The organism is Blautia sp. OF03-15BH (assembly GCF_003463065.1).
Taxonomy (GTDB): domain Bacteria; phylum Bacillota; class Clostridia; order Lachnospirales; family Lachnospiraceae; genus Limivivens.
Genome location: NZ_QSCM01000021.1, coordinates 1 through 21995, shown reverse-complemented (window position 1 = coordinate 21995; position 21995 = coordinate 1). Strand labels below are relative to the sequence as shown.

The following is a 21995-nucleotide window of genomic DNA, read 5'->3' as shown; positions in this document are numbered from 1 at the left end:
TATGGGGGAGCTTTTGATCACGGTTCTTTTGGTGAGTATTCTCTGGATGCTCCTGGATCTATTGAAGGTTTTTTATCAGGAACACCGGGAGGGTCCGGGAAATGAAGCGGTGCGCGATCCGGGCAGACAGAAACTGAATCAATACGCGGAAGCTTTTGACGGGCTGTCGGAGACCTTTCAGAAGTTTCCGAAGCGGAAGGAGGATCTGGAGCGGGAGGACAGAGAAGAGATTCTGAGAGAAAGCTCTTATAAGGTCTGCCGGGACTGCGAAGCTATGGAGTGGTGTTGGAGCGAGCATCGGGAGGATACACTCCGGGAAGCCTATGAGCGGCTTTTTTCCATGGAAAAAGGAGAGGAAGAACCGGAACGCCTTTCCTTTTGTATACGTTCGGACCGGTTCTTAAGTGAGATCCGCCTGAAATACCAGCTGGCCCGTCAGGAACTTTGCTGGACCAACCGTCTGCTGGCGAGCCGGAAACTCATGATGGACCAGTTTCAGGAGATCGCCGGGATCATCCGGCGGGCTGCCGGGTCGATCTATGAGGTGGATGAGGTGGATACGCAGGTAAGACGGAGCCTTGAAGTGCAGATGAAGCTTCATGGCATCGGTGTACGGGAAATGTGGAAGGTAGAACGTTCCGATGGCTGCCGGGAGCTTTATGTGACCATGCGGGCTCTGGGAAAAAAACGCTGTGTGGGTATGCGTGAGGCAGCTGCTTGTCTTTCTTCCGCCTGCGGGGAGCGGATGATCCCGGCAAGAGACAGCCGGATGGTCATCAATCAGGATTACAACACGGTGATGTTTATGCCGGCTCCGGAATATCTGATGCTCTGCGGGGCAGCCCGTGTGACCCGGGACGGGGAAGTGGTATCCGGTGACAGCTTTGCACTCTATCACAGAGACAGTGGAGAGATGATTCTGAATATTTCCGACGGGATGGGGTCCGGACCGGAAGCCGGTCAGGAGAGCAGCCGGGCCGTGGAGCTTATGGAGCAGTTTCTCAACGCGGGCTTTGACAGGGAAAGTTCCATAAAAATGCTCCATTCGGTCATGCTTCTGAAGGATGGAAACTGTTTTTCCACGATGGATCTGGCTGCGGTAAATCTTTATACCGGGGAATGCGAGCTTCTTAAAGTAGGGGCGGCTGCGACCTTTCTCAAAAGAGGAGACTGGGTGGAAACCGTTTCCTCCACCAGCATGCCTATGGGGATCATCGGGGAGGCAGACTATGAATGTACGAAAAAACAGCTTCGTCCGGGAGATTTTCTCATCATGGTTTCCGACGGGATCCTGGATGCCTTTCCGGGAAATCATGGAGAGGACAGGCTTCAGGAAATCCTTCTGCAGGAAACGACGGAAAATGCTTCCGAAATGGCAGCGGATATCCTGGAAGAAGTCCTGAAGCTCCGGTGCAGAAAGGCCGAGGATGATATGACCGTGCTGGTTGGAGGCCTCTGGAGACGCTGAGCCGGGAATGAAGAGGGCGGATAGCGCAAACAGTTACAGCAAAAGATACAATGGAGGAAGAGCGATGGAAAAGGTACTGGACTATATCCGGAAAAACGGGATGCTTAAGGAAGGAGACAGGGTCATAGCAGGCGTATCGGGAGGAGCGGATTCCATATGCCTGCTTTTTTTGCTGGACAGATATCGGGAAGCTTTGGGGATTTCCGTTGAAGTTGTCCACATGGAGCATGGGATCCGTGGAAAAGAAAGCCTGGAGGATGCGGCCTTTGTGGAAAACTTCTGCCGTGAACGAAAGATTCCCTGTCATGTTTTTCATCGGGATGTCCCGTCGCTTGCCAGAAAATGGAAATGTTCCGAAGAGGAGGCCGGCCGGCGTGCCCGCTATGAGGCGTTTGAGGAAATCTGTGAGAAATACGGAGGAACGAAGATTGCTGTGGCGCACAACCGGAATGACCAGGCAGAGACCCTTCTTTTTCATCTGGTCAGGGGAAGCGGTCTCTCCGGCCTTTCCGGGATCCGTCCGGTACGGGGAAAGATCATCCGGCCGCTCCTCTGTCTGACCCGGGAAGAAATTGAGGGTTTTCTGAAAGAAGAAGGCATTTCTTTCCGGACAGATGCCTCCAATCTGGAAACCGATTATGCAAGGAACCGGATCCGTCTGAATATCCTCCCGCTTTTACGGGAAGAATTAAATCCGAGAACCTGTGAGCATCTGGCGGAAACGGCGGAACGGCTGGCTCTTGCAGAGGATTACCTGGAGGCACAGGCAGAAGAAGCCGTGAAAAAGCTGGCCGGCCGAAGAAAGGGACGGACAGAGGATGGCAGTATGGAGCTCCTTCTGGAGCGAAAAGGTTTTTTAGAAGAACCGGAGGCACTGAAAGCGTATGTTCTCCGTCACTGTCTGAGAGAACTTGCGCCGGAGAATGCTCTTTACAATGTTTCCGCTATTCATCTGGCTGCGATCACGGAGCTTGCCGGAAAGCAGTCCGGCCGCAGTCTGGATCTGCCGGGAGAGGTCAGGGCTTATACCGAAGGGGTTTTTCTTGTTTTTAAAAAAGGAAAAAAGGCTTCCGGAAGGAAAGAGGAAGAAAAGCCGGATACAGCAGAGGAGCTGGAGATACCGGGCAGCGTCCGGTACGGGAAATACCGGTTTGCTGCATCGGTTTTCCCTTATAAAAGCGAAATTATTCCGGAAAACAGGTATACGAAATGGTTTGATTATGATACAATTAAGAGTACGGTTCAAATACGGCCCCGAAGAAGCGGTGATTTTCTCACCGTCACGGCTTCAGGCGGAAGGAAGACTCTGAAAAAATATCTGATCGATGAGAAGATTCCGGCCGGAGAAAGAGACCGGTTATGCCTTCTGGCAGATGGTTCCCACATCCTCTGGGTGGTCGGACACCGGATCAGCGAGGCTTACAAGGTAACAGAGAAAACCAGCAGGGTTTTAAAAGTACAAGTGATGGAGGATTAAGAGAATGGAAGACAAGATTCGTGTTTTGGTGCCGGAGCAGGAAGTAGATGAAAAGATCGCAGAGCTTGGCAGAAAGATCAGTGAGGATTATGCCGGACGGCAGGTGCATCTGGTATGCGTGCTGAAGGGCGGCGTATTCTTTATGTGTGAACTGGCAAAGAGGATCACGGTTCCCGTTACCATGGACTTCATGTCTGTCAGCAGCTACGGTGCAGGCACCGAATCCAGCGGTGTGGTAAAGATCGTTAAAGACCTGGATCAGCCTCTGGATGGCAAAGATGTTCTGATCGTGGAGGATATCGTGGATTCCGGAAGAACCTTAAGCTATCTGATGGAGATCCTGAGAAAGAGAAATCCCAGAAGCCTGCATCTTTGCACGCTTCTTGACAAACCGGAGCGCCGTGTCACTGACGTGAAGGTGGATTATACCGGTTTCAATATCCCGGATGAATTTGTGGTAGGTTATGGTCTGGATTATGATCAGAAATACCGGAATCTGCCCTACATCGGTGTTGTAGAACAGTAGAAATGACAGAGCTGAAAGGAGATTCGCTTTGAACAGAGAATCAAGAGGAGTAGGTCTTTATATATCCGTGGCAGTTGTCCTGCTGCTGGCGTATTTCTTTCTGCGCAGCGGTTTTCTGCAGACGGAGACCTATACCTATCAATATATGCAGACTGCCGTTGAGAGCGGAAAAGTGGCAAAGGTGGAGGTTCACCAGAATGCACAGGTTCCCACAGGCTATCTGAATGTGCATATGACTGACAGTAGTGTGGCACGGGTCAACGTCCCGGATGTGAATGAGGCGGTGAAATACCTGAATGAACAGGGAGTCAGCTGCTATATCCATGATGTGCCGCAGGAAAATGTTTTTCTGAATAATCTGCTCCCCATGCTGCTTATGGTTGTCGTCGTCATGGTCATGTTTATGATGATGAACCGTCAGGCGTCATCCGGCGGCGGAAACAAGATGATGAATTTCGGAAAGAGCCGGGCGACCATGATCAGTCCGGATGCCAGAAAAGTGACCTTTAAGGATGTGGCAGGCCTTCAGGAAGAGAAGGAGGATCTGAAGGAGATCGTAGATTTTCTGAAGGATCCGAAAAAATACCTCCAGGTAGGCGCCCGGATCCCCAAGGGCGTTCTTCTGGTCGGCCCTCCGGGAACCGGTAAGACCCTTCTTGCCAAGGCAGTAGCCGGTGAAGCAGGCGTTCCGTTTTTCAGTATTTCCGGTTCTGATTTCGTGGAAATGTTTGTCGGTGTGGGTGCCTCCCGTGTCCGCGACCTTTTTGCAGAGGCAAAGAAAAATGCGCCCTGCATCGTTTTTATCGATGAGATCGATGCCGTAGCCAGACGCCGTGGAACCGGCATGGGCGGCGGTCATGATGAGAGAGAGCAGACGCTGAACCAGATGCTTGTCGAGATGGATGGTTTCGGATACAACGAAGGCATCATCGTCATGGCAGCGACCAACCGTGTGGATATCCTGGATCCGGCAATCCTCCGTCCCGGCCGTTTTGACCGGAAGGTCGGTGTGGGCCGTCCGGATGTAAAGGGCCGTGAAGAGATCCTGAAGGTTCACTGCAAGGGCAAACCCCTGGGTGATGATGTGGATCTGAAACAGGTGGCCCAGACAACGGCAGGCTTCACCGGAGCTGATCTGGAGAATCTGATGAATGAAGCAGCTATTTATGCAGCCAAGGCTGGCAGAAGCTTTATCCAGCAGGCGGATATCAACCGCTCCTTTGTCAAAGTCGGCATCGGTGCAGAGAAGAAGAGCCGGGTGATCTCCGAGCATGAGAAAAAGATCACAGCCTACCATGAGGCAGGTCATGCGATCCTGTTCCATGTGCTTCCGGATGTCGGACCGGTCCATACCATCTCCATCATTCCTACGGGAATGGGAGCTGCAGGCTATACGATGCCTCTGCCGGAGAAGGATGAGATGTTCAATACCAGAAATAAGATGCTCCATAACATCGAGGTTTCTTTTGGCGGCCGGATCGCAGAGGAGCTGATCTTCGGCGATGTAACCACGGGGGCTTCCCAGGACATCAAGCAGGCCACTAATCTGGCCCGTGCCATGGTTATGCAGTATGGTATGTCGGAAAAGGTCGGCATGATCTGCTACGGAGGGGACGAGGATGAAGTATTTATCGGCCGGGATCTGGCCCATACCCGTTCCTACGGTGAGGAAACTGCTTCCCTGATCGATGAGGAAGTGAAACGGATCATTGATGAATCCTATGCTCACGCAAAGAAGATCATTGAAGAGCACATGGATGTTTTGCATTCCTGTGCCGCACTTCTTGTGGAAAAGGAAAAAATCGGAAGAGAAGAGTTTGAAAGCCTTTTTGTAGAGAAAGCATAAAAAAAAAACCGAGATTTTTTAAAGTTTGTGCACACTTCTCGGAACTCTTTTGTTATAATACTAATCGTAAACCCCCCCCAATACATTATATAGTTTTTGCTACACCCCATAAGAGAAATACCTTCTCCAAGAGAAAAGCCAGCGGTTCCCTCCGCTGGCTTTTCTCGTTTCTGTCAGGAAAACGGTTTCTTCCCGTGTTTCTCAGGAAGGAAATCATTTTCCGGTTGTGTAAACAGGTGGGATGGTATAGAATAGTACAAGGAAAGAAAGGGGAATGCAGCCATGAATCTGGAAAAGATCAATTATTTACAGAAGGTGCAGAGGTATATGATGACCATGCAGCCTGTTTTTCAGCCGCATGCCTTATTCAGCGATGAGACGGCCAATTATGTGGAGCCTATGGAGCCCATGCCAGGGGAAACGGTAACGATCCGCTTCCGGACCGGTCTCAATAATGTGGACCGCGTTTTCCTGATCAGCGGTTCCAGAAAGCTGTTGATGGACTATGAGAAAACGGTGGACCGTTTTGATTATTATACGGTAAAGGTAGAGATGACGGAGGAGATCTTCCGTTATTATTTTGAGGTCTGCGCTGGAAAGATCAGCTGTTTTTACAATAAAAGAGGTGTTTCAAGAGATCTGCAGGAGTATTACAGCTTTGCCATTGCGCCGGGCTTTAAGACACCGGACTGGGCAAAAGGTGCGGTGATGTATCAGATCTATACGGACCGTTTTTATAATGGAGACTCGACGAACGATGTGGAGGACCGGGAGTATTATTACATCGGAGACGGAGCCTCACGCGTCCGGGACTGGTATAAATATCCGGAGTTTATGGGGATCCGGGAATTTTACGGAGGAGATCTTCAGGGTGTTCTGGACAAGATGGACTACCTGGAGAAGCTTGGTGTGGATGTGATCTATTTCAACCCGATCTTTGTCTCTCCCTCCAACCATAAGTATGATATTCAGGACTACGATTCCGTAGACCCGCATCTTGGCAAGATCGTCAATGACGGAGGAGAATGTCTGGCACCCTGGGATAATGACAACACGCACGCCTCCAAGTATATCCGCCGTGTGACGGATCCGGAAAACCTGAAAGCCAGCAATCAGCTTCTGGCCGATCTTGTGGCAGAAGCCCATAAGCGGGGAATGAAGGTGATCCTGGACGGTGTGTTCAACCATTGCGGTTCCTTCAATAAATGGCTGGACCGTGAGAGGATCTACGAGAACCAGCCGGGGTATGAAAAGGGGGCTTATGTATCTGCAGACAGCCCTTACCGCAGCTTCTTCAAATTTAACAATGAACACAGCTGGCCGTATAATCCTTATTACGACGGCTGGTGGGGACACGAGACTTTGCCGAAGCTGAATTATGAAAATTCACCGAAGCTTGTAGAGTACATTATGAATGTCGGAAGAAAATGGGTGTCTCCGCCCTACAATGTCGATGGCTGGCGGCTGGATGTGGCAGCAGATCTTGGATTCAGCAACGAGTACAACCATGAGTTCTGGAAGGAATTCCGGAAAAACGTAAAGGAAGCCAATCCCGATGCCATCATTCTGGCGGAGCATTACGGAGAGGCCCGTTCCTGGCTCCAGGGAGACCAGTGGGATACGGTGATGAACTATGATGCCTTTATGGAACCGCTGACCTGGTTCTTTACCGGTATGGAGAAGCACAGTGACGAGTTCCGCGGGGATCTTCTGGGAAATCACGAGTCCTTTATAGGAGCCATGAGCCACCATATGAGCAGTTTTATGGCGCCGTCTCTTCAGGTTGCCATGAACGAACTGTCCAACCATGACCACTCCCGTTTCCTGACCAGGACCAACCACCGTGTGGGAAGAGTGGCACAGCTTGGTCATCATGCAGCGGAAGAGCAGGTCAATGTGGCAGTAATGCGTGAAGCTGTGGTCATGCAGATGACCTGGCCGGGAGCACCAACGCTTTATTACGGAGATGAGGCCGGACTCTGCGGCTTCACAGATCCGGACAACCGGAGAACATATCCCTGGGGAAGAGAAAACCTGGAACTCATTGAGTTTCACCGGGAAATGATCCGGATCCACAAGAAATATCCGGTTCTGAGTCATGGTTCTCTGAAATTTCTGCACGGAGAGCATAACGTGATCTCGTATGGACGTTTTGATGAGAAAGAACGTGTCATCGTGGCTTTTCATAACGGAGAGTGTGAGAAGACCTTCATGCTGCCGGTATGGCAGGCGGGTGTCTGTTCCGAAAATCGGCTCAGAAGAGTCATGCTTACCGGCAGTTGTGGCTATACGACAGAGCCGGAAGAGTACTTTGCGGAAGGCGGGGAACTGACGCTGACCCTTCCTGCTGCTTCTGCTGTGGTTCTGGTGGAAGTGGTGCCGGAAGAAGAAAAGCAGGAGCTTTCTTAAAGAACCAGAATCGTTCAAGGGTATGACTATGGGGGGAAGATGGGAGAAAAAGAAAGAGAACGGATCTTTGAGGTGGCCGGTATGGCCGGCGATATCCTTCTTCGGAGCGGCGCGGAGATCTCGCGTGTGGATGAGACGATGCGGCGGATCGCCTGTGCCTATGAGCTGGAAAACGTCAGCACCTTTGTGCTGAGCAATGGTATTTTTCTCACCTCAGAGGTGGCTGGGAGCAATCATCAGGTGCGGGTGCGCCATATTCCGCTCGCCGGGGCCAGACTGGACCGGATTGATGCGGTAAACGGACTGTCGCGTGAGATCGAGCTGGGATTTTTCACACCGGAGGAGGCTCTGGAAAAACTGAAAGAAATTGAGAAAATGCCGCAAAAGCCGGGCTGGCACCAGATTCTGGCAGCCGGTATCGGCAGCGGCGCCTTCTGTTTCCTTTTCGGAGGAGACATACTGGATTCTCTTGCTGCTTTTCTGGCAGGACTGATCCTTTATATTTATGTGCTGGACGTGGTCCGGGGGCGGCTATCCAAGATCGCAGCCAATGCCAGCGGAGGCGCTCTGGTCATGGCACTGACCCTTCTGTTTTACCGGATCGGGTTTGGACATCATCTGGATCTGATGTCCGTAGGGGCACTGCTTCCGCTGATCCCGGGAGTGGCTTTTACCAACTCGATCCGGGATTTTGCCGATCAGGACTATATTTCCGGCTCCGTAAGGCTTCTGGACACTATGATCGTGATCTTCAGCATTGCCCTGGGTGTTGGTCTTGTGATGATGTGGTGCGGGATAGGAGGAAGCTTATGATTTTGCGTCTGATCGAAGAAGTCATTGCAGCAGCTGTCGGAACCATGGCCTTTGCACTGATGTTTCATGTGCCACGGCAGTATTATTTCTGCGGAGGGATCGCAGGAGGAGCCGGATGGCTGGTCTACCGGGCACTGGAGCTTCATGTGGATTCTCTTATGGGCCCTGTCTGTGCCGGCGCTTTTACCGTGGTGTTCCTTTCACGGATCTTTGCAGTCCGGAAAAAATGTCCGGTCACCATGTTTCTGATCCCGGGGATCTTCCCGCTGGTACCGGGAATGGGGATCTATCAGACGGCACAGGCCCTGGTGGGAAGCGACTGGGATCTGGCGGCCGCCAAGGGATTGACCTCTATCAAGTTTGCAGTTGCCATTGTAGGAGGGATCCTTCTCGGTTTTGAGATTCCGCAAAGCTGTTTTTCTTTTCTGGAAAACAGAAAGCGGAAATCAGGAAAATTTTCCTGAAAACAGAAAATAAGTAATTTTTTCGAGACCTTTTCGGAGGTCTCTTTTTTATTGGTCAAGTCTGGAACGAAGAAGTTTTGGTGACTCACTTCGTATTTTTGACTCTTATATTGTGTTTTTGTACAAAACAGACAGTGCTGTTTTGTGAAGAAACGCCAAAACAACGGAAAAGAAGAAAAAACGTATTGAATTTTTATATAGGATATGCTACTATCCTTGATGTAGGAAAACGTTATCACAGAAAGGAGCCAGAACCATTGGAGGTTACAATCAAAGACATTGCCGCAGACGCGAAGGTTTCCGTTTCCACGGTCTCCAGGGTTATGAACGGTTCAAAAGCTGTAAGTGACGAGTTAAAGCACCGGGTTATGAGAAGTATTGAGAAGTATCATTACGTACCCAATGCAGAGGCCAGAAGTCTGGTCACCAAGAATACACATCTGGTGGCAGTTCTGGAAGCGGATCTGAGGAACCCGATCACGGCGATCCATTTAAAGCAGATCAGTGATATCTGCATGAAGCATAACAAGGTTGTCATTGCCTGCGATTATGATTTTGACAATAAGAAAGCACTCGTTCTTATGGATCGGATGTTGGAACGGAATATTGACGGCCTGATCTTTCAGGGTATTCATCTGACAGATGAGATTCTGAAAAAACTTCATGAATTTCCGTGCCCGGTAGTTCTTGGAAACCAGGGACTTTCTGGAGAGGACTGTGAATTCACGACAGTGACCGTTGACAGCTACAGCGTTTCCAGAGATGTCACAGAATTTCTCGTGGGCGATGGGCATAAGCGGATCGCTTATGTAGGAGGAAACGCAGAGGACTATACCAATGGTCAGCTGAGATTGAAGGGATATCAGGATGCCATGAAGGATGCAGGACTGGAGATCCCCGATTCTTACATCTATCAGGGAAGTTTTAGTACTGAGAGCGGTATGGAGGGAATGAAGGCCATCTATGAAAACAGCAGAGACCTTCCAACTGCGGTCATCACCGGTTCGGATATCATCGCCATCGGCGTGATCCGTTATCTGAAATCATTGAATATCCGGGTACCTGAAGATATTTCTGTTTTCGGTGTCGATGATTCTGTGGCAGATATTTTTGATCCGCCTCTTTCTACTGTTCGGATGTTCCAGCAGGGCGAAATGTTCTACGAAGCACTTTTCGGAGAAGATGCTGATGAGAAAAAGAAACTTTACTTCCCTTATCAGCTGGTTCGGAGAAATTCGACCAGAAAACTTTGGCAGTGATAGCTGCCATTCAGTTTTGACGAACGGGAAAACGATTTCTCGAGATTTTATGAAACAGATATTTCATCCACGATCACGTGGATAAATATAGACCCCCCGGTATTAGGGAACCGGGAGAATTTTAAGGAGGATGAAGCAATGAAAAAACACGTAGTAGCTTCTAAAATTTTAACTGGCGCACTGGCAGTTGCCATGGTTGCATCCGTTCCGGCCATGAACGGCATCAATGCAAAAGCAGATGACAAGGTAGAGATTTCTCTGTACACCACCGTACCGGGACATGATGATGATTTCGAGAAATTCTGTGCAGATTTCATGGAAGCAAATCCGGACATCACCGTAAACTACATCGCTTACGACAGCAGTGAGAAACAGAAATGGATGACTCTGTATGCAAGTGGTGAGGCTCCCACCGTTTCTCTGATGGATGCTGTTGATATCCGTGAGAACATTGCAAATATGGCAGCTTATGATCTGGACGGCGACGATTCCTGGATCAAGGATCAGGTAGATGACAGCAACCTGGCTATCTTCAAGGATGAGAACGGCAGCGTTTACGGCGTACCGAACTCCGTACAGTCCATGGGTCTCATCTACAACAAGACCACCATCGAGAAAGCAACCGGCGAGGAGTTCGATCCTTCCACCATCAAGAGCAATGCAGATCTGGATGCCCTGTGCCAGAAGATCCAGGACGGCGGCGTTTCCCCGATCATGTTCACCGGCGTTGACTGGTCTCTCGGATCTCATTTCCTGAGCCAGGTATTCAACGGAATCCAGGGTGATGAGGAAGCTCAGAAAGCTTTCATCGACAGCGTGAAAGACGGTTCCGCCGAGCTGAAGACCAACGATGCATGGAACGGTGTTATGGATACATTCGATATCATCGCTAAATACAACTACAATGCAAACGATCCTCTGGTTGGAAATACCGAGCTGGACGGCCAGGCTATGGCAAAAGGTGATGTAGCTATGTGGTTCATGGGTGACTGGGGATGGTCCTACCTTGAGTCCGTTGCAAATGCAGATGACGAGTACGGCATTATGCCCTGCCCGCTGACTGCTTCCGCAGATGATGCAGTAAACCAGGAGCTTGCTGTATTCCCGGCAAAAGGTTACTGTGTAGATGGAAGCCAGAATGATGAGGCACAGCAGGCAGCAGGTAAGAAACTCGTTGAGTACCTGACCATTGAGAGAGCACAGGATATGTCTGATGCCCTGAGCATTGCTCTTCCGTTCAAGAATGTGGATGTAACCGTTGCAAGCCCGCTGGCAAACGTAACCCAGGCTTATGTTGCTGACGGTAAAGTACAGAGCACCTACGCATTCAGCGCACTGCTTCCGTCCGATTTCTGGAGTGAGAATGGTGCGGTTATGCAGCAGTATCTGACAGGTCAGATGGACAGAGATGCAGCTGCTGATGCAATCCAGGCTTACTGGCAGGCACAGTAACATCCGAATGTCTGCAGAAGTACAAAGCTGCCTGCAGCGTAAAAGACAACGAAGTCGTTTGACAAACCAATGGAATGGAGATGACCTTCGTCATCTCCATTCATGATTGTGTGCCGTCACACAGGCTTCTGAAAGATCCCGAAGGCATGCCCTGTGCAAATCCCGCAGATTTGCCTGATGTTCCCTTGCACAGGGGAGGTTTTCGGTATGGATTCCCCATCAACCGTTACAATTTCGAGGTAAGAGTTCAATGAAAAAGAAGAAAAATGAAATTAAGTTATTCTGCGAATTTGTAATCCCGCCAATGCTGATCTGGGCTTCTATCGTAGTTCTCCCCCTGATCTACGGTATTTATCTGACATTCACCAACTGGAATGGTCTGTCCCCTGATTTCGATCTGGTAGGCTTTACCAATTACGTTGCAATTTTTAAAGATAAAACGTTCCTGTCTTCTCTCTGGAAGACCTTCGTTTATGTGTTTTTTGTTGTAGTATTCAGTAATGTACTCGGACTTGCCCTGGCACTGCTTCTGACCTACGGGATCAAGCTGCAGGGACTTTTCCGTACCTGTTTCTTCGCCGCAAACATGATCGGCGGTGTCGTAATGGGTTATATCTGGAACTACATTTTTTCCTTTGCACTGACCAAGGTTGGTGCTGTGACCGGCTGGGGACTCTTCCAGAAATCTTGGCTGACCAGCCCGGGAACTGCTCTGATTGCATTGATCGTCGTTGCGGTATGGCAGCTCAGCGGTTATCTGATGGTTATCTATGTGGCAGGTCTGACCAACGTATCGCAGGATATGCTGGAGGCTGCAAGGATCGACGGAGCAAACGGCAGACAGCTTCTCCGCTACATCAAGATCCCGATGATCCGTTCCTCTGTAACCATCTGTGTATTTATGGCAATCTCCAGAGCATTCATGTCCTTCGACGTGAACCTGACTCTGACAGCCGGCGGTCCCTTCAAGTCCACCGAGCTCTTAGCACTGAAAATTTACCAGACTGCATTCAGCAACTTTGATTACGGCAAAGGCCAGGCAGAAGCTCTTGTGCTGTTCGTTATCGTTGCGATCATCTCTCTGGTTCAGGTATCCGTATCCAAGAAAGGGGAGGTGCAGGCATAATGGAAGCAAAAAAGAGATCAAACACCATCGTCGTTTTCATCATCGTGCTGTTACTGGCTGTATTTTTTATCATCCCGTTTTTCCTGGTTATCCTGAACAGCTTTAAAACTTCTCCGGATTTCGTGGCAAACCCGTTCAGTTTTCCGGACGTGCTTCATACAGAAAACTATGAGACTGCTTTTAATACGATGAACTTCCTGAATTCTTTCAAGAATTCAATCCTGATCTGTGTGATCGCAACTGGTGTCAGCGTAGTGTTAAGTTCCATGAACGCTTATGTTCTCACCCGTAAAAAATGGAAGATCACCAAAGCCTTTTATATGATCCTCATTGCGGCCATGGTTGTTCCCTTCCAGGTAATCATGATCCCGCTGGTAAAACTGTACGGTTCCGGACTGGGACTTACCAACAACATCTGGCTGGTAACTTTCATTCACATCGGACTGAACATTCCGTCCCCGACCTTCCTTTACAGCGGCTTTATCACTGGTGTTCCGGTGGAGCTGGATGAGGCGGCTCTCATCGATGGTGCTTCTCCCGAGAGAACTTTCTTCAGCATCATTTTCCCGTTGCTGAAGCCCATCACCATGACAAACGTTGTATTCGTTGCCCTTTCCATCTGGAATGACTACATCCTGGCAAGTACCCTGCTTTCTCTGAAAGAGGTAAAAACCCTGCCGCTGATGACTTATGCTTTCCTTACTACCAAGTCCGCTGATTATGCGCCCATGATGGCAGGTCTGGTCCTGACCATGCTGCCGGTTATGATCCTTTATCTCTTCGGTCAGCGTTACATCATTGAGGGTATCGTGGCAGGAAGTGTGAAGGGCTGATGGAAAACTACAGGATCCGAAAGATCGATGCGCATACCTGGCAGCTGGAAGATCCCTTCCGTACCTACCTCTATTTAGTTGAGGGTACGGAGAGGGCAGTGCTTCTGGATGCAGGAAACGGTTTCAGCGGTCTTCAGGAGACGATCGCTTCTCTTACTGACAAGCCGGTCAGTGTGGTCTTGACACATGGTCACTTTGACCATACCGGCTGTGCCGGACTTTTTGAAAACTGTTCCATCCACAGAGAAGATCTTTCTGTTCTGGAAGAAGGATTTGACAGAAAAGCAAGGGAACATCAGGTAAAACGGTTTGCGGAGCTGTTTGGTGTGCCGCTTTCCAGGGAAGAAGAGGATTACCTCATCCATGTGAAAAAACCAGAAAAGCTGTCCTTCCTTTCTGATGGAGATCGTCTGGAACTGGGCGGACGGACACTGGAGGTCATCGAGACACCGGGGCACACGAAAGGCTGTATCTGTTTTCTGGACAGAGAGAATCGATATCTCTTTGCCGGTGATACAGGCTGTAACCGGGAGATCTTGGTCTACTTTGATCATTCCGGTAGCGTAAAGGATGTGATGGAGTCTGATGAAAAGCTCTTGAGTCTGAAAGATCAGTATCAGGAGATCTGGCCTGGCCATCATGAATGTCCCATGGACGCTTCTATCATAGAAGACTACCGCCATGCGGCAGAAACCATCCTGAAAAATCCCGGGATTGGAGAAAAGATCGCTCTGAACCCCGGCTATAAAATCTTATATAATTACAAAACAATCGGAATTTCCTATACGGAATCCCATGTTTCCTGAGGGAGCCAATACGGCTCCCTCTTTGTATAGCTGTCTCAAGGAGGTTTTTATGGTAAAAAATCCGATTCTGCGCGGTTTTCATCCGGATCCCAGCCTGATCCGGGTGGGAGACGATTACTATCTTGCAACATCCACCTTTGAGTGGGCTCCGGGCGTCCGGATCTATCATTCAAAAGACCTGGCACACTGGGATTATCTGACTGCCCCTCTGGATACTTACTCCAAAATGGACCTTCGGGGTGTAAAGGCTTCTGATGGCATCTGGGCGCCCTGCCTGAGCCATGACGGGGAATATTTCTATCTGATCTATACGGTGGTTCATGATGCCAGGGAGTTTCCAGTTATGGATACGCCGAATTACCTGATCCGGGCAAAAGGGATCACCGGTCCCTGGTCCGATCCGGTTTATCTGAATTCCAGCGGCTTTGATCCCTCTCTTTTTCATGATACAGATGGCAGAAAATGGCTGCTCAACATGGAATGGGATTACCGGAAGGTCCTTTCCGGAGGAAATCCGTTCACCGGGATCCTTCTTCAGGAATACGATCCGGAGAAAAAGCAGCTGACCGGTGAAGCAAAAAAGATCTTTACCGGTTCTTCCATCGGCAGTACGGAAGGACCGCATCTCTACCGTCATGACGGCTATTATTATCTGATGTGTGCCGAGGGCGGAACTGGCTGGTTCCATGCGGTGACGCTCGCACGGAGTAAAGCGCTTACCGGTCCCTATGAGCTCAGCCCGGAGCATCCCGTCCTGACTTCCTGGGAAGGCAGCCGGGAGCCGGAAGAGACAGAAAAAGCACTGGCAGAAAAGGACCTTGGCAAAAGTTACCTGAAAAAAGCGGGGCATGGAAGTCTGGTGGAAAGTCCGGATGGCAGATGGTTCCTGGCTCATCTCTGCGGAAGAAATCTTCCGGGTATGCTTTACTGTCCGCTCGGAAGAGAAACGGCCATTCAGGAGGTTGTCTGGGAAGATGGCTGGCTGAAGCTGAAGGAAGGCGGTCATTTTCCGAAAGAGACCTTCCGTGCCGTTTCGGATCCGGAAACGGAAAAGCGGTGCGACCCTCTGAAAAAGGAGTATCACTTCCGGGATGAAAGCTTTCTGGAGGATTTTCAGACACTCCGGAGCTTCTTCCGGGATACGGGGATGACGATCCGCGAGAGAGAAGGCTATCTTCGGATCTATGGCCGGGAATCCATTTTTTCCCATTATGAGCAGGCGCTTCTTGCGCGACGACAGACAGAGCTTTCTTTTGAAGCAGCCGTTCGTTTTGAATTTCTTCCAACCTCTTTTCAACATGGTGCGGGACTGATCTATCGCTACGATGAACGAAACCAGTACTATGCTTATGTGACGCTTGGAGAGACAGGACCGGAGCTTTGCCTGCTGACGGTGATAAACGGCCAGACGAAGCTTGCAGCCTCCGTCCCGGTAAAAGGACTTCCGGGGGAAACATTTCCTGCCTATGAACTTTCTGTCTCCGTAAAAGAGGATGAAGTTCAGTTTTTCCGGCTGGACGAAACAGGAGAGAAGCAGAAACTCGGACCGCTGCTCCATGCCTTTGTTCTTTCGGATGATTTTGCAGACGGTTTTACGGGAGCCTTTATAGGCGTTGCCGTACAGGACATGAAAGACCGGAAAAACTATGCGGATGTGGCCTGGTTCCGGTATGAAGAACAGGCGTGATGACAGAAAAACAGTGGTGCAAAAAAAGACAGTATGGTATAATGAAACCGTTTCCTGGGCTGTGAAAAGAGCACGGCCGCAAGTCTAAAATGTGAAAGGATATACCGATGAAAAGAGAATTGAAGGAATCATTTGAAATACGAGTATCCGGTACAGAGGATTGGTATGCGATGAATGTTCCAGGTTCTGCCATGGATACACTGGTAAAAGAAGGCGTTCTGCCGGATCCTTATTATGGAGAAAATGAATATGAGGTGCGGGAGTTTTTCCGCAATGATTTTGATATCCGGGGACATTTTACCGTAAGCCCGGAGGAGTTTTCCAGTGAGCATATGCTTCTGGTTTTCCACGGGATTGATACGGTAGCAGATCTTTATCTGAACGGGCATAAGCTTGGCCATACGGAAAATATGCATCGCCGCTTTACTTTTTCGATCAAAGAATGGGCAAAGGAAGGAGAGAACCTTCTGGAGATTCATCTGGCTTCTCCATTGAAATTTATTGAAGACTACAAGTCGGAAAAAGGGCGTGAGATCCATATGTGTAACACCGGTACCATGCCGGGCAACCAGTATCTCAGAAAGCCGCATTGCATGTTTGGCTGGGACTGGGGTCCTCAGCTTCCGGATGCCGGTATTTTCCGGGAGATTGAGCTTGTAACCTATGAGAAAGCCCGTCTTCTGGATACGCTGATCCGTCAGAAGCACGAAGAAGGTCAGGTGACGCTGACCATGACTACCGATGTGGAAAAGGATGCGGATGCAAAAGTAACGCTGACTTACGAGGTTCTGGATCCGGATGGAAAGCTGCTTTATCTTGGAACGGATCCTGTTGTGAAGATCGAAGAGCCGAGACTCTGGTGGCCGCATGGAAACGGAGAGCAGCCCCTTTATACCGTCCGTGTGATCATGGAGAGCGAAGGAGAAGCGGCACAGGAGAAGCTTTACCGCATCGGTCTTCGTACGGTGACTGTTTCCAGAGAGGATGACGAGTGGGGACAGGAATTTGCCATCACCGTCAACGGAAAGAAGATCTTTGCAAGAGGAGCGGACTATATTCCGGATGACTGCTATTATTCCAGACTGACCAGAGAGGTTTTCCTCAGGGATGTGCAGGCGGCAGTATTCGCAAACTTCAACTGTCTTCGGATCTGGGGCGGCGGTTATTACCCCTCCGATGAATTTTATGATCTCTGTGATGAGTACGGGATCCTTCTCTGGCAGGATCTCATGTACGCCTGCAACATTTATGATCTGACAGAGTCCTTCGAGGAAAACATCGTGGAAGAGGCAAGAGACAATATCCTCCGTTTCCGGAATCATGCGTGCCTTGCCCTGATCTGCGGAAACAATGAGCTGGAGTCTGCATGGACCGACTGGAGTGCGATGCAGGGACATGCACCTTCCCTGAAAAGAGACTATCTGATCCAGTTTGAATATCTCCTGTCTGCGGTAGTGAAAGAGACGGCGCCGGATACCTTCTACTGGCCCTCTTCCCCGTCTTCAGGCGGAAGCTTTGACAAGCCAAACGATGACAACCGGGGAGATGCCCATTACTGGGATGTATGGCATGGCCAGCTGCCCTTCAGTGAGTACCTGAACCACTATTTCCGTTTCTGCTCCGAGTTTGGCTTCCAGTCCCTGCCGTCCATCAAGACCATTGAGACGTTTACGGAGGAAAAAGACCGGAACCTCTTCTCCAAAGTCATGGAGAGCCATCAGAAGAACCCGGCAGCCAACGGAAAGATCCTGTATTATCTTTCCGAGACCTTCCGCTATCCGGGGGATCTTTCCGGTCTGACCTTCTTAAGTCAGATCCTGCAGGGCTACGCCATGAAGGTGGCAACCGAGCACTGGAGAAGAAACCGCGGCAGATGCATGGGCAGTATTTACTGGCAGTTCAACGATAACTGGCCGGTGGCTTCCTGGTCCAGCATGGATTACTATGGAAGATATAAGGCACTCCACTATATGGCCCGTGTCTTCAATGAGTCTGTGGCAGGAAGCATCTGCAAAGAGGGCAATACCATGGGCTTCTGGATTTCCAATGAGAGCCTGAAGGAAGCAGCTGTAGAGATGAAGATCAGCCTGAAGGATCTGGATTTCCAGGTGCTTTATGAGGAGAGCGTTTCCGGTACTGTGGCTCCGCTTTCTGCAGCAGACCTTCTCACAAAGGATTTCTCCGAGCTTATCGAAGGCCGCAGCGAGCAGGTCTTTGTGACCATGGAATACAAAGTTACCGACAAAGAAACCGGCAAAACAGAAGAGCGCTGTGAATTTGAGACCTTTGTTCCCGTGAAACATCTGGAGCTGAAGGATCCGGAGCTTACCGTGTCCTGTCAGGAAGACGGAACTGTGACCCTTTCTGCGAAGAGCTTTGCACCTTACTGTATGGTTGAGGGGATCCATGAGGATATCATCTGGGATTCCAACGTTCTGGCCATGACAGACGGAAAAGAACGGGTGCTGCATCCGGTGAAAGGTGTCGTACCCGGCGTGAAACCGGAGATCCGGGTTTATGACGTATATCATACGTATGCATAAAAGAGACACCTGTCTGCCAAAACGGGCACGCAGGTGAAGAAATGAACGTCAGAGAAATGAAAGGAGATAAAAATATGAGCTTCAGAAAAGATTTCGTATGGGGAGCCGCAACCGCTTCCTATCAGGTGGAAGGTGCCGCTTATGAAGATGGAAAAGGACTGAACATCTGGGATGTATTCTGTAAAGAGGACGGTCATGTCTATGAGCATCATACAGGCGATGTGGCCTGTGATCAGTACCACCGCTACAAAGAAGATGTGGCGATCATGAAAGAGATGGGACTGAAGGCGTACCGTTTTTCTGTAAACTGGGCCCGGATCTTGCCGGAAGGAACCGGAAAGGTCAATGAGAAAGGTCTCGCCTATTATGATCATCTTGTAAACTGCCTCATCGAAAACGGCATTGAGCCCTATATGACGCTGTATCACTGGGATCTTCCCTATGCGCTTCATCAGAGAGGCGGCTGGCTGAATCCGCAGTCTCCGGAATGGTTTTATGAGTATGCGAAGCTCATGGCTGCCCATTTTTCTGACCGCGTCAGCCATTTCTTTACCTTCAATGAGCCGCAGTGTACGGTCGGTCTTGGTTATGTGACCGGTGAACATGCACCTGGCCTGAAGGTTGGCCCACATGATTATTTCGCCATCTGGCATAATGTCCTGAAAGCCCATGGACGCGGCGTACAGGCGATCCGTGAGGCGGCAGTCCGTCCGGTCGGTGTGGGAATGGCTCCCTGCGGCGCTCTGTATTATCCGGCGACAGATGCGAAGGAGGATATTGAGGCTGCCAGAAAAGCATGTTTTGCACTGCCTGAGGCAGATATCCGTGCGGCAAGCTGGGATGTGGCTTTCTGTGCCGATCCGGTCTTTTTGGGACAGTATCCGGAAGATATCATGAAGAGCTTTGGTCAGTATTTCCCGAAGACGCTGGAGAAAGATCTGGAGCTGATCTCTCAGCCGCTGGATTTCTACGGTCAGAATGTTTATAATGCCGTACCCGTCCGTGCGGATGAAAACGGCAATCCGGTCCGTGTAGACCGCTATCCGGGCTTCCCGAAGACTGCCATCCAGTGGCCGGTGACTCCGGAGGTACTTTACTGGGCTCCGAAATTCCTCTATGAGCGTTATCAGAAACCGATCTATGTAACAGAGAACGGGATGTCCTCTCATGACTGGGTGGCTCTGGATGGAAAAGTCCACGATGCCAGCCGTGTGGACTTCATGCACCGTTACCTGAGAGAATTCAAAAAAGCAGCAGCAGACGGTGTGGATCTCCGCGGTTATTTTGCCTGGTCTCTCATGGACAATTTTGAATGGGCATATGGTTACTCCGAGCGCTTTGGTATGGTCTATGTAGATTATGAGACACAGAAACGCACTATGAAGGATTCCGGTCTCTTCTATAAAGAAGTGATCGCTTCCAACGGAGAGATCCTGTAAGCCAGATTAACAAAAATTTAACAAAAAACTGGTTTCATCTACTTGACAGGAAAAAAAACCAGTGCTATAACTTATCGAGAACAAAAGAAGCATGAGATTGGAAACGATTTCCTTATATTTTTGAACAGCTGGTTTATCCGGAGAGAATGGAAGACAGGCTGGAAAGCTTCGGTTCGATAACCATGATAAGCGGCAGACACGGGAAGTTCTGGAGTATCTGCCTTGACATACATCTTGCAGTGCCTGAAAATAAAGAGACATTGCTATTTATAGAAAAGGAAGGACATTACAATGGTTAAAAAACTGATACTGGTTACTTCTCCGCCCGCATGCGGAAAGACTTACATTTCAAAAGCACTTGCAGCCCGTCTGGAGCATGTTGTATATCTGGATAAGGATACGCTGATCACCCTTTCCAAGCAGATCTTTACAGTGGCAAATCAGCCATACAATCGCAGCAGTCAGTTCTTTGAGGATAACATCCGCGACTATGAGTATGACTGTGTTGTGGATCTGGCATTGGAAGCATTGGATTATGAGGACAAGGTGCTGATCAATGCACCTTTTACCCGTGAGATTCGTGATATGGAGTATATTGAAAATCTGGAGAAAAAGCTAGCTGAAAAGAATGCGACTCTGGTCGTTGTCTGGGTGGAAACCTCTCCGGAGATCGTTCATAAACGCATGATCGAAAGAAACTCCGATCGTGACACCTGGAAGCTGGAGCACTGGGATGAATACATCGCAGGCTGCAATTTTGAGATCCCGGAGAATCTCAAACGTCCGGGTGCGAAGGATTCTCTCATCATCTTCAGAAACAACAACGAAAAAGAATTTGAGCATTCCATGAAGAAATGCGTCTCCATTCTGGATCAGACCATGAAGGAAGATTCTCTTCAGCAGGTAGGCTGAGATTACAGGAAAAGTGAAAGATAAAGGGTTCGCCCTTGTTATGTAAGAGAAGAGACAGTTCATCTATAATTCAGGTTCTTTTAACCTTGTTTTGTATGGACTGTCTCTTATTTTTGCCGGGCAACTCATTTATAGCAATTCTCAAAAATAATGTATCCCATCCAGCCCACCAGAGCGTGAAGTTCTGCGTCAGGAAGCTTTGCCGTGCGTCAGCACGCCCGCAACTTTCTTCCTTGTCCTTCGCACTCTGTTGAACTGTCTAAAATGCATTATTTTGTGGAATTGCTATAAATTTCAGTACTATGTAACTGGCGATACTCAAGAGGTGTTTTTAACTCATACTTTCGGAAGGTTTTAGAAAAATAGGATATGTTTTGAAAACCACATCTGGTTGAAACCTCTGAAATCGGATAATCAGTGGAAAGAAGCAGTTTTTTTGCCAGTTTCAGACGTTCTCGAGTAATATATTCAGAAATGGTCATTCCCGTTTTTGTTTTATATAATGTGGAAAGATAATCCGGATTAAGATGAAATTCAGCGGCAATAGCGGTTCGGGAAATATCATTTTCCAGATTTTTTAAAATATATCTTTTTATATCGCGAATGGATGAATCAGACTGTTTTGTGCTTTTTAATATTTCGCATGTTGCGGTAAGTGCCTGGTCCATGGAGGATAAAAAATCAGGAATAGAATAAAAATCATGGCTGTATTGCTTCCCTTTGTCCAAAAAAGTATCAATGGAATTTGCACGCGTTACTTCAAAACATCCTCTCAAAACATTCAGAATGATATAATGAATTTTATATAAATCCTGCAGGTGAATGACTTCGTGAGAAGAGGAAAGAAATAAAAACTGTTTAATTAAAACATTCCCCGTCTGTCGGACTATAGAAGTCCGACAGACGGATTAGTATCCTTTCTTGGACGCCCTCTT

General features: G+C 49.2%; 17 protein-coding genes. 16 read left to right on the top strand and 1 reads right to left on the bottom strand.

From position 1 onward, the window contains the following. Window position 1 precedes the first annotated feature (1 nt). The 16 genes from DXA57_RS15215 (at window position 2) to DXA57_RS15140 (ending at window position 21060) form a co-directional block, all read left to right on the top strand. A complete protein-coding gene (locus DXA57_RS15215) occupies window positions 2-1468 on the top strand; it encodes a SpoIIE family protein phosphatase (RefSeq protein ID WP_117768114.1) in 1467 nt (488 codons plus the stop codon). Between the two features lie 64 nt (window positions 1469-1532). Further along, window positions 1533-2945: a tRNA lysidine(34) synthetase TilS gene (gene tilS / locus DXA57_RS15210; RefSeq protein ID WP_158571341.1), complete on the top strand. Its 1413-nt coding sequence runs from the start codon at window positions 1533-1535 to the stop codon at window positions 2943-2945. Window positions 2946-2949: 4 nt separating this feature from the next. Next, window positions 2950-3471: a hypoxanthine phosphoribosyltransferase gene (gene hpt / locus DXA57_RS15205; protein WP_117768112.1), complete on the top strand. Its 522-nt coding sequence runs from the start codon at window positions 2950-2952 to the stop codon at window positions 3469-3471. A 28-nt stretch (window positions 3472-3499) separates the two neighbouring features. Then, window positions 3500-5317 carry an ATP-dependent zinc metalloprotease FtsH gene (gene ftsH / locus DXA57_RS15200; protein ID WP_199612745.1) on the top strand — a complete coding sequence of 606 codons (1818 nt, stop codon included), beginning with the start codon at window positions 3500-3502 and terminating at the stop codon, window positions 5315-5317. A gap of 282 nt (window positions 5318-5599) precedes the next feature. Next, window positions 5600-7726 carry a glycoside hydrolase family 13 protein gene (locus DXA57_RS15195; protein ID WP_117768111.1) on the top strand — a complete coding sequence of 709 codons (2127 nt, stop codon included), beginning with the start codon at window positions 5600-5602 and terminating at the stop codon, window positions 7724-7726. Between the two features lie 39 nt (window positions 7727-7765). Then, on the top strand, window positions 7766-8539 hold the full coding sequence (locus tag DXA57_RS15190; RefSeq protein WP_117768110.1) for a threonine/serine exporter family protein: 774 nt from the start codon (window positions 7766-7768) through the stop codon (window positions 8537-8539). Beyond that, a complete protein-coding gene (locus DXA57_RS15185; protein ID WP_243005810.1) occupies window positions 8536-9003 on the top strand; it encodes a threonine/serine exporter family protein in 468 nt (155 codons plus the stop codon). Before DXA57_RS15190 ends, DXA57_RS15185 begins: the two co-directional genes overlap by 4 nt. Window positions 9004-9260: 257 nt before the next feature. Continuing rightward, on the top strand, window positions 9261-10262 hold the full coding sequence (locus DXA57_RS15180; RefSeq protein ID WP_147345709.1) for a LacI family DNA-binding transcriptional regulator: 1002 nt from the start codon (window positions 9261-9263) through the stop codon (window positions 10260-10262). 138 nt (window positions 10263-10400) lie between these two features. Then, window positions 10401-11714: an ABC transporter substrate-binding protein gene (locus DXA57_RS15175; protein WP_117768108.1), complete on the top strand. Its 1314-nt coding sequence runs from the start codon at window positions 10401-10403 to the stop codon at window positions 11712-11714. A gap of 250 nt (window positions 11715-11964) precedes the next feature. After that, window positions 11965-12840, top strand: coding sequence for a carbohydrate ABC transporter permease (locus tag DXA57_RS15170; RefSeq protein WP_117768107.1), 876 nt, complete (start codon window positions 11965-11967; stop codon window positions 12838-12840). Further along, window positions 12840-13673, top strand: coding sequence for a carbohydrate ABC transporter permease (locus DXA57_RS15165; RefSeq protein WP_117768106.1), 834 nt, complete (start codon window positions 12840-12842; stop codon window positions 13671-13673). Before DXA57_RS15170 ends, DXA57_RS15165 begins: the two co-directional genes overlap by 1 nt. Then, window positions 13673-14479 carry an MBL fold metallo-hydrolase gene (locus DXA57_RS15160; RefSeq protein ID WP_117768105.1) on the top strand — a complete coding sequence of 269 codons (807 nt, stop codon included), beginning with the start codon at window positions 13673-13675 and terminating at the stop codon, window positions 14477-14479. The genes DXA57_RS15165 and DXA57_RS15160 overlap by 1 nt, the downstream gene beginning before the upstream one ends. Before the next feature lie 49 nt (window positions 14480-14528). After that, window positions 14529-16166, top strand: coding sequence for a glycoside hydrolase family 43 protein (locus DXA57_RS15155; protein ID WP_117768104.1), 1638 nt, complete (start codon window positions 14529-14531; stop codon window positions 16164-16166). A 107-nt stretch (window positions 16167-16273) separates the two neighbouring features. Continuing rightward, entirely contained in the window at window positions 16274-18709 is a 2436-nt protein-coding gene (locus DXA57_RS15150) for a beta-mannosidase (RefSeq protein ID WP_117768103.1), read from the top strand. Between the two features lie 74 nt (window positions 18710-18783). After that, the gene (locus DXA57_RS15145) at window positions 18784-20148 is read left to right on the top strand and encodes a GH1 family beta-glucosidase (protein ID WP_117768136.1); all 1365 of its coding nucleotides are present in this window, start codon (window positions 18784-18786) and stop codon (window positions 20146-20148) included. Between the two features lie 291 nt (window positions 20149-20439). Next, window positions 20440-21060, top strand: coding sequence for an AAA family ATPase (locus tag DXA57_RS15140; protein WP_117768102.1), 621 nt, complete (start codon window positions 20440-20442; stop codon window positions 21058-21060). Window positions 21061-21329: 269 nt separating this feature from the next. Here DXA57_RS15140 and DXA57_RS15135 read toward each other — a convergent pair whose 3' ends face one another. Beyond that, window positions 21330-21836 (bottom strand): helix-turn-helix domain-containing protein, encoded by a 507-nt coding sequence (locus DXA57_RS15135; RefSeq protein WP_117768101.1) that lies wholly within the window; start codon window positions 21834-21836, stop codon window positions 21330-21332. Window positions 21837-21995 lie beyond the last annotated feature (159 nt).